The following is a 14,630-nucleotide window of genomic DNA, read 5'->3' as shown; positions in this document are numbered from 1 at the left end:
GCCAGCGATGGCGGGGTTTTTGTTTGGCGCCTGGCCAGCGCGCACGCTCAGGGCTCGTGCGCGCACCGCCCCCAGTGCTTGGCCTTGGGCGTCTGCCCGATGCCGGGATTGAACTGGTTGGTCGGGTCCAGCTGGCGGTAGAACCCGGACAGCGCCGGCTTGGCGCGGTAGAGGTGGCCGACGTTGTGCTCGGCCGGGTATTCGGCGCCACGCGCGTCCAGCAGCGTCCACATGGCGTGCTCGATGGTCAGCGGGTCGGCGCCCTTGCGCACGATGTAGTCCTGGTGGAACACGTGGCAGAAGAAGTGCCCGTAATAGAGCTTGGCGATGATCTGTGATTCCAGCGCCTCGGGCAGGTGCTCCTGCCACCGGCGCTCGTCGCGACGCAGGGCGATGTCCAGGGCCACGATGTCCTCCACCGTTGATCGATGCACATCGCGGTAACGGATCGCGGCCCCGGCGATGGCGAAGCGGTGCAAGAACGCCTTGCGGCCCTCCTCGGCATCGCAGTGGAACCAGTCGCCCTCGCGCGCGTCGAAGTGCCGCTGCAGGAAGTCGCGCGTGGCCTGCGCGCTGTCCACCGCCACGCGCAGCAGCAGGTGATGCTCGAAACGCGCGCGAAACGCGGTCATGCGCCTGGGCAGATGGCTCGGCAGCAGCCGGGTCAGCGCCTGCAGCACATGGTCGGTGACCCCGCGCAGGCCCAGGCCCTCGAAGAAGGCATCCACGCGGCTCTTCAGGGCAAAGGCCCTGGGCACGCGCGCGGTGCCGAAACGGTCGATCAGCAGGAAGGTGTCCTTGCCGTACTGCTCGCCGATGTCGTAGGCGTCCTTGTGGATGTATTCGCCGGCCACCGGCAGCGAGGGCAGCGCGGTGAGCAGGTGGCGACGCACGGCGGTGAGGTCGTCCGGGTCGTTGCTGCCGATATAGAACACCTCGGTCCGTTCCTTGGGGAAGGTATCCAGGCGCACGGCGAACACGGCCAGCTTGCCGGCCGAGCCGGACGCCTCGTGCAGGCGCGCCGGATCGGCGTTGAAGCGCGCCGGCGTGGCGGCATCCACATCGCGCACGTGCGCGGCGTAGGTGTGGTCCGAGGCCGCCCTGGCCGGGTCGTTGACGATGTCCTCCGACGTGTATTGCCCGGCCTGCAGGCGCGGCAGGATTTCCTCGGGGGTCTGCCCCAGGGCGATGCCCAGGTGGTTGACCAGGCGCAGCACGCCATCGGCGCCGACCTGCGCGTACAGGGCCAGCTCGGTGTAGGCCGGGCCGCGACGCACCAGGGCACCGCCGGAGTTGTTGCACACCCCGCCCAGGACCGAGGCGCCGATACAGGAGGAGCCGATCACCGAGTGCGGCTCGCGCCCCAGCGGCGCCAGGGCCTGCTCCAGCCGGTCCAGCGTGGCGCCGGGCAGGCACACCACCTGGGCACCGTCGTTGATCACCTGCACGCCGGTCAGGCGCAGGGTGCTGATCAGCAACACCTGGCGGTCGTAGTCGTCGCCGTCGGGCGTGGAGCCCCCGGTCAGGCCGGTGTTGGCCGCCTGCATGATGACGATGACATCGGCGGCCACCGCCGCCTCCAGCACGCGCCACTGCTCCAGCAGCGAGCCGGGCTGGACCACCGCCAGCACCGGCCCTTCACCAAAGCGCTGTCCCTTGCGGAAACGCCGCGTGCGCCGGTCGTCGGTCAGCACGTGCGCGGCGCCGACGATGCCGCGCAGGGTCTGCAGCAGTGCGTCGCCCGCCGGGGACACGGCCGCGCTCACAGGCCTTCCCGCACCAGCGAATCGGCGCTGATCTCGGCGATGGTGCGGGCACCGGTCAGGGTCATGGCCACGCGCATCTCCTTCTCGATCAGGCCCAGCAGATGTTCCACACCGGCCCCGCCCGCTGCAGCCAACGCGTAGACCCAGGCGCGCCCCAGCAGCACCGCATCGGCGCCCAGGGCGATCATGCGCACCACGTCCAGACCGTTGCGGATGCCCGAATCGGCCAGCAGGGTGATCTCGCCCTTCACCGCATCGGCGATCGCCGGCAACGCGCGGGCGCTGGAGAGCACGCCGTCGAGCTGGCGCCCGCCGTGGTTGGAGACCACGATGCCGTCGGCGCCGAAGCGCACCGCATCGCGTGCATCGTCCGCATCCAGGATGCCCTTGATGAGCATCGGGCCCTTCCAGAATGCCCGGATCCACTCCAGGTCCTTCCACGAGATCGACGGATCGAAGTTGTTGCCCAGCCAGCCGATGTAGTCCTCCAGCCCGGTCGGCTTGCCCAGGTAGCGCGAGACATTGCCCAGGTCGTGCGGACGCCCGTGCAAGCCCACGTCCCAGGCCCAGCGCGGATGCGTCACCGATTGCCAGTAGCGGCGCATGGCCGCGTTCGGCCCACTCATGCCCGAGTGCATGTCGCGGTAGCGCGCGCCGGGCACCGGCATGTCCACGGTGAACACCAGCGTCTCCACCCCGGCGGCCTGGGCGCGCTCCAGGGCGTGCTTCATGAAGCCGCGATCGCGCAGCACGTAGAGCTGGAACCACATCGGCCGGTCCAGCGTCGGCGCGACTTCCTCGATCGGGCACACCGACACGGTGGACAGGGTGAACGGCACGCCCCTGCGCGCGGCCGCCTGCGCGGCCTGGACTTCGCCGCGGCGCGCGTACATGCCCGTCAGCCCGACCGGTGCCAACGCCACCGGCAGGGCGAGCGTCTCGTTGAACAGCCGCGTGGACAGGTCCAGCTGGGACATGTCGCGCAGCACGCGCTGGCGCAGGGCGATGTCGGCCAGGTCGGCCACGTTGCGTTGCAGCGTGCGCTCGGCATAGGCGCCGCCGTCGATGTAGTGGAACAGGAACGGCGGCAGGAGGCGCTGCGCCGCCGCCCGGTAGTCGGTGGAGGAGGAAATGATCATGGGCGGGCCGGATGCGGAGGGAGGCGCGAGGCCCGGGCGCGGCGCGCCTCGTCCTCGTCGAGCGACTTGAGCGAGCCGTGGACGAACTCCACGTGGTCCTGCGCGGCGTTGCGCGCACGCTCGGGGTCGCCGGCCAGCACCGCGTCCATCATTTCGCGGTGCTGGACCGAGAGCGGTTCGAAGGTGCGCGGCGAGGTGTAAAGCTTTTCGCGATTCTGCGAGATGTTGGACTGCAGCAGCTCGAACAGCCCGCGCATGACCTGCAGCAGGACCAAGTTGTGCGAGGCCTCGGCGATGGACAGGTGGAAGGCCGCGTCGGCGCGGGCCTCGCCTGCCGGATCGTCGTGACCGTGCGCAGCCAGCATCGCTTCGAAGGCCGCGACGATGCGCGCGCGGTCGGCGTCGGTGGCGCGCTGGGCCGCATGCCAGGCGGTTGCCCCTTCCAGCGCGTGGCGGATTTCCAGCACGTCGAAGCGGTATTCCGGATCGTCCTGGAACAGCGGCAGGTAAGGCGCCAGCGTAGCGCCCATGCCCCGCTCCGCCGCCGGTGCCTGGACGAAGGTGCCACCGCCGCCCCGGCTGACCAGCAGCCCCTGGCTGGCCAGGCGCGCAATGCCTTCGCGCAGGGCCGGGCGCGAGACCGACAGCTCCAGTGCCAGCGTGCGCTCGGCCGGCAGGCGGTCGCCCGGTTGCAGGCCACGCCGCGCGATCAGCGCCTGCAGCTGCGCGGCGGCCCGGTCCGAGGCCCGTGCGCCCTGTTGTTTGGTCTGACCAATTTTTGCGTGCATGCCCCTATTAAAGCGCTTGATGCGGCCTCTCCGCTACCCGTCACCGTATCGCGCGCTTATTGGTATGACCAATTGGCTGCGCGTCACCACAGTCCGGGAAAGACCCGCCAGGTGCCTCGCGCGTGGGCCTGCCACTCCGTGCCGAAGGCCGACGCCAGCACCGCCTCCTCCACCTGCATGCGCCGGGCGAAGGCCGCAGTCACGGCCACCCCGATCACCGCCAGCGACGCCCAGCTGCCCAGCCCCACGCCCAGCCCATAGAAGCAGGCCAGCGCGCCGGTGTAGGACGGATGCCGCAGCCAGCGGTACGGCCCGGCGGTGATCAGCTGATGGCCGGGCTGGATGCCCACGTCCACGGTGAACCGGCGCCCCAGCACCCGGATCGCCCACAGGCGGAAGCCCAGGCCGACCACGACCAGCGCCGTGCCGGCCCACAGCAGCGGCACACGCGCACCGGGCGGCCAGCGGCCGATGCCCTGCATGGCCAGCACAACCGCCACGGCGATGGCCGCATACAGCACCGTCCACAGCAGACGCAGCGTGCCGGCGTCCCGGGTCGGATCGTCCTGGCTGCGCAGGCGATGGCTGAGGAGCATCTCCATCGCCCACCAGATGGCGCAGGCGATCCAGAACAAGAGCTGGGGCAGGTCGAACCTCATACAGTTTCCTCCTTGAATCGGCGATGCGCAGGCCGGGCCCGGGTCACGGCCGCTCCAACCGCCATGCCATCCAGGTGTGCGGCCAGACCAACCCCGGGCATGAACGAATACGCCAAGCCAATGGTCAAGGTGATCCAGAGCCGACGCCGCAAGCCGAACGACGCATTGCGGGTACCACTGAGCAAACACGCTGCGAACAGGAGAGCAAAGAAGGCACCCGAAGCGCCCACACTGACCGAGCCAGCACCATGCTGCGCCAACAGTGTCGCGACACCGCCGAGAACTGCTCCCAACATCACCGTGACAATCCACGCCCCTCGGCCCAGCCATTGCTCCAGCGGTGGCCCAGCGATCAGCAGCAGAGCGGTGTTGAGCGCGATATGCCACCAGCCTGCATGCAACAGGGCGTGGGCCAGCAGACGCCAGGATTGTGTCAGCGTGATACCGGCGCCTGGCAGCGCGCCCAGGCGCAGCAAGACATCCTGGTGTTCCGGCGCATGAAACACCAGTTCGACGATGAACATCGACCAGATCAGGGCCAGTGTCACGGTCGTACACGGCGCGCGAACCAACAGTGTCCGGAGGAACCGAGAAGTTCTCGCGAAATCTGGCGAATGCATGATGACCTACCTGCTGAGGTTCGAGGCCAGCATGCTCCCCCGAGCTGTCCGTCATCATGGTCGGAAGTCATCGCCATCACCTGCCAGAAGTCACCTCTTGCCGTGCACCCATTGCAGAAGGGCGACGGGCGGCCTCAGCATCCTGGCGATGAACGAAAACGAAGTCGTGCGCCGCTTGCTGGAACCGCTGTCGCTTGCCGGCTATTTCGCGCTGGGCGCGGTGGCGCTGGTGATCCGGTATCTGGACACCGCTGCGTCACGTGCGATGGGATGGGTCTTGCTCGCGGCCTTCGGCGCGCTGTTCGTGCTAGTCAACGCGCTACCGCAGAGCTGCACGCGTGGCCGCCTGATGTGGGCCGCCAGCGTGCCCATGCCGCTCCTGGCCCTGGCCTTGATCGCGGTGGACCCGCGGCCGGGCGTGGCGCCGGTCCTGCTGGTGATCTGGATCGCCGTGGCGATGGGGCGCTGGCCGCGCCGCGCCCTGCTGCCCGCTGCGGTGGCGGCCAACGTCGGCTTTTACCTGATCCTGCGCCACGCGGGCTTTGGCAATCCGCTGACCGTGGTGCTGATCAATGCCAGCTTCCAGGTGTTTGCCGCGCTGTGCGTTCACTACGCCATCAGCGCCAGTCAAGCCCGCGACACCCTGGCCCTGGTCAACGCCGACCTGCTGGCCACCCGCGCCCTGCTGGCCGACAGTGCGCGCGATGCCGAGCGCCTGCGCGTGGCGCGCGAGCTGCACGACGTGGCTGGGCACAAGCTCACCGCGATGAAGCTCAACCTGCGTGCGCTGGCCGGCGACCCGGTACTGGCTGGACGCAGCGAGGTACGCATCGCCCAGCAGCTCTCGGCCGAACTGCTCGATGACATCCGCAACGTGGTCCAGGCCTTGCGTGATACCGGGGGGCTGGACCTGGAAACGGCACTGCGTGCCCTGGCAGCACCATTGCCGCGCCCGGCCCTGGCGCTGGACATCGCCCCGGAGGTCACCGTGTCCGATCCGGCCCTGGCCGAGACGCTGCTGCGGGTGGTGCAGGAAGCGCTGACCAATACCGCGCGCCATACCGAAGCCGACACCCTGCACGTGCAGCTGCGCCGCGACGGCAACGCCCTGCTCCTGTGCATCGAGGACAATGGCCAGCGCGCGATCCGCCTGCGCGAGGGCAACGGCCTGGCGGGCATGCGCGAGCGCATCGCCGCCGCGCACGGCACCCTGCAGCTGGACCACACCCCGACCGGCGCGCTGCGCCTGACCGCCAGGATGCCCGCATGAACCAGACCCCTGCCATCACCGTCGCCCTGGCCGACGACCAGGCGCTGGTCCGCGCCGGTCTGCGTGCCTTGCTGGAACAGCAGGGGATCGTCGTGGCCTTCGAGGCCAGCGACGGCGCCGACCTGATCGCGCGCCTGGCCGACACGCCGGTGGACGTGATCCTCAGCGACATCCGCATGCCCGGCGTGGATGGCATCGAGGCCCTGGTACGGCTGCGCGCGGCCGGCAACAGCACGCCGCTCATGCTGCTGACCACCTTCGACGACAGCGAACTGCTGCTGCGCGCCACCCAGGCCGGGGCGCAGGGCTTCCTGCTCAAGGATGCCGCGCCCGAAGACCTGCGCGAAGCCATCGTCCAGGTGGCCGGCGGCCAGACCCTGCTGCAGCCGGTCAGCACCGACCCGGTGCGTGCACGCTACCAGTACCACGAGCAGCACGCCCCGGCCGATGCCTTCAACCCGCGCGAGGTCGCCATCCTGCGCCTGCTGGCCGGTGGTTATTCCAACAAGGAGATCGCGCGCACGCTGTTCCTGGCCGAGGGCACGGTGAAGAACTACGTCTCCAACATTCTGGACAAGCTCGGCACCCGCGACCGCACCCGCGCCGTGCTCAAGGCGATCACCCTGCGGGTGATCTGACGGGGTTGGCACGGGACACACCGCCACGGTCACACGAATGCGGCGACAATGCGGGCCCCCCACGTCGTCAGAGGCCCCGTCCACGATGCAGCCAGTCACCCTCACCCGCTACCTGGTCGAAGAACAACGCGCCGGGCGCATCAGCGCCGAGCTGCGCCAGCTCATTTCGGTGGTCGTGCGCGCCTGCACCACCATCTCCATCGCGGTGGGCAAGGGGGCGCTGGGTGGCGTGCTGGGCGAAGCCGGCACCGGCAACGTACAGGGCGAGGCGCAGAAGAAGCTGGACGTGATCAGCAACGAGATCCTGCTGGAAGCCAATGCCTGGGGCGGCCATCTGGCCGCCTGCGCCTCGGAGGAGATGGACCACTGCCAGCCGGTGCCGGACGAATTCCCCAAGGGCCACTTCCTGCTGCTGTTCGATCCCCTGGATGGCAGCTCCAACATCGACGTCAACGTCTCGGTCGGCACGATCTTCTCGGTCCTGCGCTGCCCGGACGATTGCACCGAGCCCAAGGACGAGGACTTCCTGCAGCCCGGCCGTGAGCAGGTCGCTGCCGGCTACTGCATCTACGGGCCGCAGACCATGCTGGTGCTGACCACCGGCCATGGCACCCATGCCTTCACCCTGGACCGCGAGCAGGGTCTTTTCGTGCTGACCCAGCGCGACATGCAGGTGCCGCCGGCGACCAAGGAATTCGCCCTCAACATGTCCAACCAGCGCCACTGGGAGCCGCAGATGCAGGCTTACGTGGGCGACCTGCTGGCCGGGACGGACGGCCCGCGCGGCAAGGACTTCAACATGCGCTGGATCGCCTCGATGGTGGCCGACGTGCACCGCATCCTGACCCGCGGCGGCATCTTCATCTATCCGTGGGATGCCAAGGACGCGTCCAAGGCGGGCAAGCTACGCCTGATGTACGAGGCCAACCCGATGGGCATGCTGGTCGAGCAGGCCGGCGGCTTGGCCAGCACGGGCCGCGAACGCATCCTGGACATCCAGCCGGACCAGCTGCACCAGCGCGTGCCGGTATTCATCGGCTCGCGCGAGGAAGTCGAGGCCGCCGAGCGCTACCACGCGCAGGGCTGAAGGCCCTTGCTGTCTGGGTCGGGCGGCGCCCGGCCCAGGCGCCGCAACGTAGCCGCCGTGTGACCCACGACCGGCGGTGCGGGCATGGTCAGGTCGAGCAGCGTTCCGAACGCGACCAGTGCCCAAGCCGCTGGACCGGCGTTACCTCCCCCAGCCGCGCGCAGCCGGTTGCAGCTGACCCTCCACGCGGTTGTCCGGCATGCAGCCAGACAGTGACGTGCGCGAGGCCGCCGCATCAGCCGGCTCGAGGCTGCTGCCACGCTCCGACGCCTTGGAAGACGTCCGGCGGGCCAGTCCCGCGCCGACCTGTTGGGCCAGGGAAGGTTTCGTCTGCTCGATCCTGCTCATCTGTCCTGGCGGAACGGCAACGTCGAGGGCCCTTTTCTGGTTCGACGACATCAGGCCTTCCATTCCATGGCAGGTTCGCGGCGCCCAGCGTGCATCACATCGCACGTCTGCCTGCGGGCGCGCGATCTCCGGACCGAGCCAATCACCCGCGAGCAGTTGCAGCGCACCATGCAGGGCCTCAATGGAGGGCATCGACACAAGCGATCAGCGCGGCGTCGGCACGCTGCTATCGTAGGGGCGATGACGCAGTCCGATTTCATCGAGGTCTATCACCAGGCGGTGCCAGCCGAGGTTTGCCGGGCGATCGTCGAGCGCTTCGAGGCCAGCGGCCAGGAGCATCCGGGTTTGGTCGGCGGTGGCCACCATCCCGACCTCAAGCGCAGCAGCGACATCAGCATCAGCGGCCAGCATGGCTGGGGCGATGTCGAACAGGCGCTCAACCAGGCGGTGTTCCGCGGCCTGCTGGACTACCTGCGGCGCTACCCCTTCAGCCTGATCGCGCCGGTGATGCTGCAGCACGCCCCGCCGGGCGGGACACCGCGGCGCATCGAATACGAGGACGTGCTGGACCTGGACGATGCCACCCTGTCCGAACTGCTCATGGCCGTGCTGCGTCCGGGCCGGATCAACCTGCAGCGCTATCGCGCGGGCGAAGGCGGTTATCCGTACTGGCATTGCGAGCTGTATCCCAAGGACCGCCACGCCGAGACCCTGCATCGCCACCTGCTGTGGACGGTGTATCTCAACGACGGGTTCGAGGCCGGGGAGACCGAGTTCTTCCACCAGCAGCGCAAGGTCGTCCCGCGCACTGGCAGCCTGTTGATCGCCCCGGCCGCCTTCACCCATACCCATCGCGGCAACCGGCCGCAGGGGGGCGACAAGTACATCGCCACCAGCTGGGCGCTGTTCCAGCCCGCCGAAAAGCTCTACGGCACCAACTGAGCTTCCACTGGAGCGCTTCATGGATGAAGCCGGCAGACGTTTCGCAAGCGCCCAGGCGCTCCGGCTGGCCGCCCTGGCGCTGTTCGTGATTCCGCTGACCCCTCGCCAGCAGCCACCTTGGTTCGAACCTTGGCTGCTGGTACCGGCGCTGGGCATCGGCCTGCTCGCCAGCGGCCTGGCCATCGCTTGGCGCCGCGATGGCTGGACGCGCCGGGGAGTCGCCTACGGGCTGTTCGCGCTGCACCTGCTGTTGGCCTTCGCCGCCGCGTGGCTGTCTCAGGTCCCCACCTTCGGTTAATGCGCGATTCGCCGCCCGCTTGACGTTATACCAAGTGTATTAGAGTATTGATACACATGGACGCAGATCTTCTTTCGATCCAACCCACCTCGGCTGTGCCGATCTACCGGCAGATCGTCGAGCAGGTGCAGCGTCTGGCCAGCGCCGGCCAGCTGCGCCCTGGCGACACCCTACCCTCGGTGCGCGAGGTCGCTGCAGTCCACGCCATCAACCCGATGACCGTGTCCAAGGCCTACAGCCTGCTGGAAGGCGAAGGCGTGTTGGTGCGCCAGCGCGGCAAGGGCATGGCCGTAGCCGAACAGTCCCGCGCCGCCGGCAGCCTGGCCGCGCGCCTGGACCTGCTGGACCCGGCTCTGCGCACCGTGGCCGACCACGCCCGCCAACTGGAATTGCCGGCCGAGCAGGTGCTCGCCCGGCTTGCCGCCTTGCTCGATGAGGAGACCTGAGCATGAACACCGCCGCTGGATCGCTGCACCTCGCCCACGCCCTGCCCGCCGCCACGACCATGCCGCTGTGCGCACAGGGCCTGTCCAAGCGCTACGGTCGCCAGGAGGTGCTGCGCGAGGTCTCGCTGCAGCTGGAGTCGGGCACGGTGCTGGGCCTGATCGGCCGCAACGGCGCGGGCAAGAGCACCCTGCTCAACCTGCTGCTGGGCCTGGACGAACCCGACGCCGGGCAGGCCCTGGTGTTCGGCCAGCCGGCGCTGCGCATGGACGATGCGGCCAAGCAGCGGCTGGGCTATGTGCCGCAGCAGCCGCTGGCCTTCCAGTGGATGACGCCGCGCCAGCTGATGCGCTTCCTGTCCCAGCTCTACACCGGCTGGGACCAGGCTCACGCCGAGGCGCTGCTGGCGCGCTGGGACGTCCGCCCGGACAAGGTGCTGGCCAAGCTCTCACCGGGTGAAGCCCAGCGCCTGGCCATCGTCCGCGCCCTGGCCCCGCGCCCGGCCCTGCTGGTACTGGACGAGCCAGCCGCAGCGTTGGACCCGGTCGCACGCCGCCAGCTGCTGCGTGAGATTGCCACGCAGGCCGGCGAGGAAGGCGGCACGGTACTGTTCTCCACGCATATCGTCTCGGACCTGGAGCGCGTGGCCTCGCACGTGGCCTTTTTGCATGAAGGCGCGCTGCTGCTACACACCGAGCTGGACGCGGCGAAGGAGACCGTCAGCCGTCTGCACCTGCCGACCGAGGTCGCCGCCCAGCTGCCCAAAGCCCTGCCCGGCGAACTCTCACGCCGTCCCCAGCCTGGCGGCGCGCTGCAGCTGGTGCTCATCGACGATGGTCACACGCCCGCCCAGCTGGCCGCGCTACCCGGCGTGCGCAGCGTGCACTTGGGCTTGGAGGACCTGTTCGTGGAGGTGGCAGGATGAGCGCGCGCATGTTGTCCCTGCCGGCCACGGTGGTGTTCAACCGCCATGCGGGCACGTGGCTGGTGCATGGGCTGTGGCTGGTTCTGATGATCGGCGCGGCGCTGGTTCCTCTTGACCCGGACAAGGCCCACATCTTGCGCCTGGTCCTCGCAGGCGGCGGCATTGGCCTGTGGTGGCTGCTGATGAGCGGCCATCTGCTGGGCGCGGCCTGGCAGATGCACCGAATGCGCCTGCCCAAAGTCTGGAGCACGCTGGCACGGTTGCTGTTGCCCAGTTGGGTGGTCACGGCCGTGCTTCCGGCCCTGCTGTTTACGTGGCTGGATCAGGCGCCGGTGCTGTCCAACGTGTGGATCCTGAGCGTGGTCGCGCTGGGCACGATACTGGTCACCAGTCTGCCGCCGGTGGTGATGGTGTTGCTGCCCGCCGTTGCCCTGGTCCCGCGCGTGTTGGAAATCGCCGGAATATCGTTCGCGATCAGCTTTGGTGCCTCCAGCAACACGGTGTGGCTGCCGTGCCTGCTGCTGGCCTCGATCACCGCGTGCTGGTGGCCGCTGTTTCGCCACGGAGCGCCTACCACGCAATGGCGGCGGCCCATCGCCATCGCCCTGCAGACCAATACGGGTGCCTTTTCGTTGGAACAGATGCGCCAGCAGCAGACCCAGCGCTGGTTTGGCGGCAACGTGCCGCCCGCCCTCACGCTGCCCGACACCGGGCGCGCCCGGGCCGCCCTCGGCGTGAGCCTGGGCCCGGGCCTGGGCACCCCGACGCTGACGGCGTTGCTGCAGGGCCATCTGTGGCTGCTGATCCTGCCGGCGATGTGGTGGCTGTCCAGCCATGGCGACGATTCCCGGGCGGACCGGGTGTCGCTGTTCTTCCCGGCCTTCATCGTGGCCTCCGTGGCGGTGCACGCGCTGATGCGCCTGTGGACGCTGTTCCGCAAGCCTGAGCTGGGCCTGCACGATCTGGCGCTGTTGCCGGGACTGCCAGCCGCATCAGAACGTGGCCGGGCATTGGTTTCGCTGCTGCTCACCCGCATGGTCGCCAGCACGTCGATCACCACCGCGATCATGGCCGGCTACGGCATGCTGAGCAATGCGCCCCTGGCGTACTACTCAGTCCTGCTGGGCACCGGCCTGGCGAGCGTGCTGGTCAACGCCTGCGTCGCCCTGTGGTGCGTGGCGCGCGGTGGGATGCACGGCATGGTGCTGGGACTGTTGATGTGCGTGGAAGCGATCGCGCTACTGGTCGCCAATGCTTCGATCATGGGCTCCCGCGTTCCGACCTCGGCTACGCTGGTGGGCTGGACCATGATGCTGGTCGCCGCCGGTGTGGCACTTGGCCGCCTACGCCGCCGCATCGACCACCGCTCACAGCCTTGGATCGCCCGCCGCCCGACCCTGGCCGATGGCGACACTTGGCAGGCGCCGACACTCATCGGCAGCGGCGGCCTACTGCTGGCCACCGTGATGTTGGTCGGCGTCCAGCAGCATGGCGACGCGACGCTCTACGCCGGCTTCGACGCACGCCAGTTGCTCATGTCCGCGCTGGGCGTCACCGGCGTGGTGCTGATCGGACTTGGCCTGCGCCTGTTGCGCCGCGCCGTCTGACCCACTCGCTACCTCAACACCTCACAAGGAAGATCCCATGCTTGCCCGATCACTTGCCATGCTCGTTTTACTGTTCGCGCTAGCCGTGTTGGCGCTAAGCGCTATCGGTCTGGCCCACAGCCAGCTGGATGCGCGCGACTGGCTGCTGTTGGCCTGTGGTGCGGCAGGCTTGCTGCTGCTGCCACTGTCGGCCCGCGGTCTGCGTGGACGCAGCACCTCCGTGGCCTCTTGAAGCGGTTTCCCGGAGAACTTGATGTGGATCTCTCCCCTGCTCCTTCCCCACGCCTGTGTGCCAACGGTCTTTCAACGAGGCGACGTAGCCTGGTCTGGCAACTGGTCGCGCGCCTGCGGATTCCCATGCCCCTGGTCGTGGAGATGAAGCAGGAGGCGCTCCAGCATCAGCTGCGGCGCTCGCCCTTGGCCTGGCTCAGTCTGGGCGCCAGCGTGGTCGGCTTCGCGCTGTGGCATGTCTTTGGACTTGGTTTGGGCAGGTCTCTCTATTTCGCCGGCCTGGTGGCCTGGCTGTGCGTCGGCCAAGTCCGCGCCCGGCGCCAGCTGGTGTGGATGGCCGGGCACAAGGCGCGCCGGCTCGCCCGCCTGCGACGCCACGCGCGCCGCTGAACCTCAGCGCTGTTCGGCCAACAGCAGGCTGGTTTCCGAGGCGGCGATGCCTTCGATGTCGCGCAGGCGGCGCAGCGCCTGGTCGAAGCCGAGCAGGTCCTCGGTGCGCACTTCCACCACCAGGTCCCAGCGGCCGTTGGTGGAGTAGACACTGACCACCTCCGGCAGGCGCCGCAGCGCGGCTACCACCTTGTCGGTCGCGCCGCCGCGCACCTCGATCTGGGTGATGGCGCGCACGCCGCGCAACCCTTCGCTGGCCAATTTGACGGTAAAGCCCAGCAGCACACCGCTGCGCTGCAGGCGGGTGATGCGGTTCTGCACGGTGCCGCGCGAGACCTTGAGCTGCTTGGCCAGCAGCGCCGCCGGGGTGCGGCTGTCGGCGCGTAACAAGGCGATGAGATCCTGGTCCAGGGTGTCGAGGGCGTCGGTCATGCGAATGTCCTGCCAATGGCGGTGGTTCTTTCGATCCGGGAGTTGCCTGTCACCAGATTGACAGAATCTCGCGAAAAACTGGCGATCTGCGTGGTTCAGACTGATTTCCGCGCGGCCTAGGATGGCATAACGCCAAACACGAGACGTCCTGACCATGTCGACTTCGCCCCGCCCCCGCGTGCTGATGTGCCCGCCCACCCACTTTTCGGTGGACTACGACATCAACCCCTGGATGACCGGCCAACGCGACCAGGCCGATCGGGCCCGCGCCCAGCGCCAGTGGGACGACCTGCATGCGCTGGTGGCCGACGCGGCCGAGGTGGAACTGATCCCGCACGTGGCCGGCCTGCCGGACATGGTGTTCACCGCCAACGCGGGGCTGGTCTATCGCGACCTGGCCGTGCCCAGCCGATTCCGCCACGCCGAGCGCGCCGGCGAGGAATCCCACTTCACCCAGTGGTTCTCCGAGCAGCGCTTCGCGGTGGATCTACTGGACGGGATCGAGTTCGAGGGTGCGGGGGACGCGTTGCTGGACCGCGCCGCGCCACGGCTGTGGTTCGGATACGGCCATCGCAGTGATGCGCGCGCGGCCATCGCACTGCAGGCGCGCCTGGGCATCGAAGTGGTGCCGCTGCGCCTGGTCGACCCGCGCTTCTATCACCTGGACACCTGCCTGTGCCCGCTCGCCGGCGGTCAGCTGCTGTACTTCCCGGCGGCGTTCGACGAAGCCGCGCAGGCGGCCATCGCCGCGCGCGTGCCCGAGGACCAGCGCATCGCCGTGTCCGAGGAAGACGCGCTGGCCTTCGCCTGCAATGCGGTCAACCTGGACAACGTGGTGATCCTCAATCGCGCCACGCCCGCCCTGCGCGAGGCGTTGGCCGCGCATGGGTATCGCGTGCGCGAGACGCCGTTGGACGAGTTCCTCAAGGCGGGCGGCTCGGCCAAGTGCCTGACCCTGCGCCTGGACGAGCCCGGACTGACCTGAGTGCCGGGCGTGTTCAAACGGTGCGACGAACCGCAACCGTTTCCGGACACAGCTGGTGAAC

The 14,630-nt window shown here is 68.8% G+C and carries 18 protein-coding genes; 11 read left to right on the top strand and 7 right to left on the bottom strand.

All coding sequences use genetic code 11. The features are described from left to right. Nucleotides 1–47: 47 nt before the first annotated feature. The 5 genes from dld to PJ250_RS07460 form a co-directional block, all read right to left on the bottom strand. Nucleotides 48–1,766: a D-lactate dehydrogenase gene (gene dld, locus PJ250_RS07480; protein ID WP_271647955.1), complete on the bottom strand. Its 1,719-nt coding sequence runs from the start codon at nucleotides 1,764–1,766 to the stop codon at nucleotides 48–50. Next, nucleotides 1,763–2,905, bottom strand: coding sequence for an FMN-dependent L-lactate dehydrogenase LldD (gene lldD, locus PJ250_RS07475; protein ID WP_271647954.1), 1,143 nt, complete (start codon nucleotides 2,903–2,905; stop codon nucleotides 1,763–1,765). The genes dld and lldD overlap by 4 nt, the downstream gene beginning before the upstream one ends. Further along, entirely contained in the window at nucleotides 2,902–3,693 is a 792-nt protein-coding gene (gene lldR / locus PJ250_RS07470) for a transcriptional regulator LldR (RefSeq protein WP_271647953.1), read from the bottom strand. Before lldR ends, lldD begins: the two co-directional genes overlap by 4 nt. Before the next feature lie 83 nt (nucleotides 3,694–3,776). Continuing rightward, nucleotides 3,777–4,352, bottom strand: coding sequence for a methyltransferase family protein (locus PJ250_RS07465; protein ID WP_271647952.1), 576 nt, complete (start codon nucleotides 4,350–4,352; stop codon nucleotides 3,777–3,779). Next, nucleotides 4,349–4,876, bottom strand: a complete 528-nt coding sequence (locus tag PJ250_RS07460; RefSeq protein WP_271647951.1) for a rhomboid family intramembrane serine protease — start codon at nucleotides 4,874–4,876, stop codon at nucleotides 4,349–4,351. Before PJ250_RS07460 ends, PJ250_RS07465 begins: the two co-directional genes overlap by 4 nt. Nucleotides 4,877–5,120: 244 nt before the next feature. Here PJ250_RS07460 and PJ250_RS07455 point away from each other — a divergent pair, with 244 nt between their 5' ends. The 3 genes from PJ250_RS07455 to PJ250_RS07445 all read left to right on the top strand — a co-directional run bounded on the left by PJ250_RS07455 (nucleotide 5,121) and on the right by PJ250_RS07445 (nucleotide 7,967). After that, the gene (locus tag PJ250_RS07455) at nucleotides 5,121–6,242 is read left to right on the top strand and encodes a sensor histidine kinase (protein WP_271647950.1); all 1,122 of its coding nucleotides are present in this window, start codon (nucleotides 5,121–5,123) and stop codon (nucleotides 6,240–6,242) included. Continuing rightward, nucleotides 6,239–6,880 (top strand): response regulator, encoded by a 642-nt coding sequence (locus tag PJ250_RS07450; RefSeq protein WP_271647949.1) that lies wholly within the window; start codon nucleotides 6,239–6,241, stop codon nucleotides 6,878–6,880. The genes PJ250_RS07455 and PJ250_RS07450 overlap by 4 nt, the downstream gene beginning before the upstream one ends. A gap of 85 nt (nucleotides 6,881–6,965) precedes the next feature. Continuing rightward, the gene (locus tag PJ250_RS07445; protein ID WP_271647948.1) at nucleotides 6,966–7,967 is read left to right on the top strand and encodes a class 1 fructose-bisphosphatase; all 1,002 of its coding nucleotides are present in this window, start codon (nucleotides 6,966–6,968) and stop codon (nucleotides 7,965–7,967) included. A gap of 141 nt (nucleotides 7,968–8,108) precedes the next feature. Here the strand turns inward: PJ250_RS07445 and PJ250_RS07440 are convergent, their stop codons facing one another. Next, on the bottom strand, nucleotides 8,109–8,507 hold the full coding sequence (locus PJ250_RS07440) for a hypothetical protein (RefSeq protein ID WP_271647947.1): 399 nt from the start codon (nucleotides 8,505–8,507) through the stop codon (nucleotides 8,109–8,111). Nucleotides 8,508–8,555: 48 nt separating this feature from the next. Here PJ250_RS07440 and PJ250_RS07435 point away from each other — a divergent pair, with 48 nt between their 5' ends. The 7 genes from PJ250_RS07435 to PJ250_RS07405 all read left to right on the top strand — a co-directional run bounded on the left by PJ250_RS07435 (nucleotide 8,556) and on the right by PJ250_RS07405 (nucleotide 13,152). After that, on the top strand, nucleotides 8,556–9,257 hold the full coding sequence (locus tag PJ250_RS07435) for a 2OG-Fe(II) oxygenase (RefSeq protein ID WP_271647946.1): 702 nt from the start codon (nucleotides 8,556–8,558) through the stop codon (nucleotides 9,255–9,257). Between the two features lie 19 nt (nucleotides 9,258–9,276). After that, entirely contained in the window at nucleotides 9,277–9,555 is a 279-nt protein-coding gene (locus PJ250_RS07430) for a hypothetical protein (RefSeq protein WP_271647945.1), read from the top strand. Between the two features lie 56 nt (nucleotides 9,556–9,611). Beyond that, the gene (locus tag PJ250_RS07425) at nucleotides 9,612–10,001 is read left to right on the top strand and encodes a GntR family transcriptional regulator (protein ID WP_271647944.1); all 390 of its coding nucleotides are present in this window, start codon (nucleotides 9,612–9,614) and stop codon (nucleotides 9,999–10,001) included. A gap of 2 nt (nucleotides 10,002–10,003) precedes the next feature. Continuing rightward, on the top strand, nucleotides 10,004–10,924 hold the full coding sequence (locus PJ250_RS07420; protein WP_271647943.1) for an ABC transporter ATP-binding protein: 921 nt from the start codon (nucleotides 10,004–10,006) through the stop codon (nucleotides 10,922–10,924). An 8-nt stretch (nucleotides 10,925–10,932) separates the two neighbouring features. Beyond that, a complete protein-coding gene (locus PJ250_RS07415) occupies nucleotides 10,933–12,531 on the top strand; it encodes a hypothetical protein (RefSeq protein ID WP_271647942.1) in 1,599 nt (532 codons plus the stop codon). A gap of 37 nt (nucleotides 12,532–12,568) precedes the next feature. Further along, complete coding sequence (locus tag PJ250_RS07410) at nucleotides 12,569–12,763, top strand: hypothetical protein (protein WP_271647941.1); 195 nt, start codon at nucleotides 12,569–12,571, stop codon at nucleotides 12,761–12,763. 125 nt (nucleotides 12,764–12,888) lie between these two features. Then, nucleotides 12,889–13,152, top strand: coding sequence for a hypothetical protein (locus tag PJ250_RS07405; RefSeq protein WP_271647940.1), 264 nt, complete (start codon nucleotides 12,889–12,891; stop codon nucleotides 13,150–13,152). 3 nt (nucleotides 13,153–13,155) lie between these two features. Here the strand turns inward: PJ250_RS07405 and PJ250_RS07400 are convergent, their stop codons facing one another. Then, entirely contained in the window at nucleotides 13,156–13,584 is a 429-nt protein-coding gene (locus PJ250_RS07400) for an Lrp/AsnC family transcriptional regulator (protein ID WP_271647939.1), read from the bottom strand. Between the two features lie 154 nt (nucleotides 13,585–13,738). Here PJ250_RS07400 and PJ250_RS07395 point away from each other — a divergent pair, with 154 nt between their 5' ends. Next, a complete protein-coding gene (locus PJ250_RS07395) occupies nucleotides 13,739–14,569 on the top strand; it encodes a dimethylarginine dimethylaminohydrolase family protein (protein ID WP_271647938.1) in 831 nt (276 codons plus the stop codon). The last annotated feature ends 61 nt before the right edge of the window (nucleotides 14,570–14,630 follow it).

The sequence above is a fragment of the Pseudoxanthomonas sp. JBR18 genome (genome assembly GCF_028198165.1).
Lineage (GTDB): Bacteria > Pseudomonadota > Gammaproteobacteria > Xanthomonadales > Xanthomonadaceae > Pseudoxanthomonas_A.
The sequence above is the reverse complement of the archived record's forward strand: the minus strand, read 5'-3'. Positions and strand labels throughout refer to the sequence as shown.

Bases quoted from the DNA above. Each gene is read 5' to 3' on its own strand.
- lldD (WP_271647954.1), bottom strand. From the start codon at position 2,905: ATGATCATTTCCTCCTCCACCGACTACCGGGCGGCGGCGCAGCGCCTC.
- PJ250_RS07400 (WP_271647939.1), bottom strand. From the start codon at position 13,584: ATGACCGACGCCCTCGACACCCTGGACCAGGATCTCATCGCCTTGTTA.
- lldR (WP_271647953.1), bottom strand. From the start codon at position 3,693: ATGCACGCAAAAATTGGTCAGACCAAACAACAGGGCGCACGGGCCTCG.
- PJ250_RS07450 (WP_271647949.1), top strand. From the start codon at position 6,239: ATGAACCAGACCCCTGCCATCACCGTCGCCCTGGCCGACGACCAGGCG.
- PJ250_RS07430 (WP_271647945.1), top strand. From the start codon at position 9,277: ATGGATGAAGCCGGCAGACGTTTCGCAAGCGCCCAGGCGCTCCGGCTG.
- PJ250_RS07425 (WP_271647944.1), top strand. From the start codon at position 9,612: ATGGACGCAGATCTTCTTTCGATCCAACCCACCTCGGCTGTGCCGATC.
- PJ250_RS07465 (WP_271647952.1), bottom strand. From the start codon at position 4,352: ATGAGGTTCGACCTGCCCCAGCTCTTGTTCTGGATCGCCTGCGCCATC.
- PJ250_RS07460 (WP_271647951.1), bottom strand. From the start codon at position 4,876: ATGTTCATCGTCGAACTGGTGTTTCATGCGCCGGAACACCAGGATGTC.
- PJ250_RS07440 (WP_271647947.1), bottom strand. From the start codon at position 8,507: ATGCCCTCCATTGAGGCCCTGCATGGTGCGCTGCAACTGCTCGCGGGT.
- PJ250_RS07415 (WP_271647942.1), top strand. From the start codon at position 10,933: ATGTTGTCCCTGCCGGCCACGGTGGTGTTCAACCGCCATGCGGGCACG.
- PJ250_RS07435 (WP_271647946.1), top strand. From the start codon at position 8,556: ATGACGCAGTCCGATTTCATCGAGGTCTATCACCAGGCGGTGCCAGCC.
- PJ250_RS07445 (WP_271647948.1), top strand. From the start codon at position 6,966: ATGCAGCCAGTCACCCTCACCCGCTACCTGGTCGAAGAACAACGCGCC.
- PJ250_RS07420 (WP_271647943.1), top strand. From the start codon at position 10,004: ATGAACACCGCCGCTGGATCGCTGCACCTCGCCCACGCCCTGCCCGCC.
- PJ250_RS07455 (WP_271647950.1), top strand. From the start codon at position 5,121: ATGAACGAAAACGAAGTCGTGCGCCGCTTGCTGGAACCGCTGTCGCTT.
- PJ250_RS07410 (WP_271647941.1), top strand. From the start codon at position 12,569: ATGCTTGCCCGATCACTTGCCATGCTCGTTTTACTGTTCGCGCTAGCC.
- PJ250_RS07395 (WP_271647938.1), top strand. From the start codon at position 13,739: ATGTCGACTTCGCCCCGCCCCCGCGTGCTGATGTGCCCGCCCACCCAC.
- PJ250_RS07405 (WP_271647940.1), top strand. From the start codon at position 12,889: ATGCCCCTGGTCGTGGAGATGAAGCAGGAGGCGCTCCAGCATCAGCTG.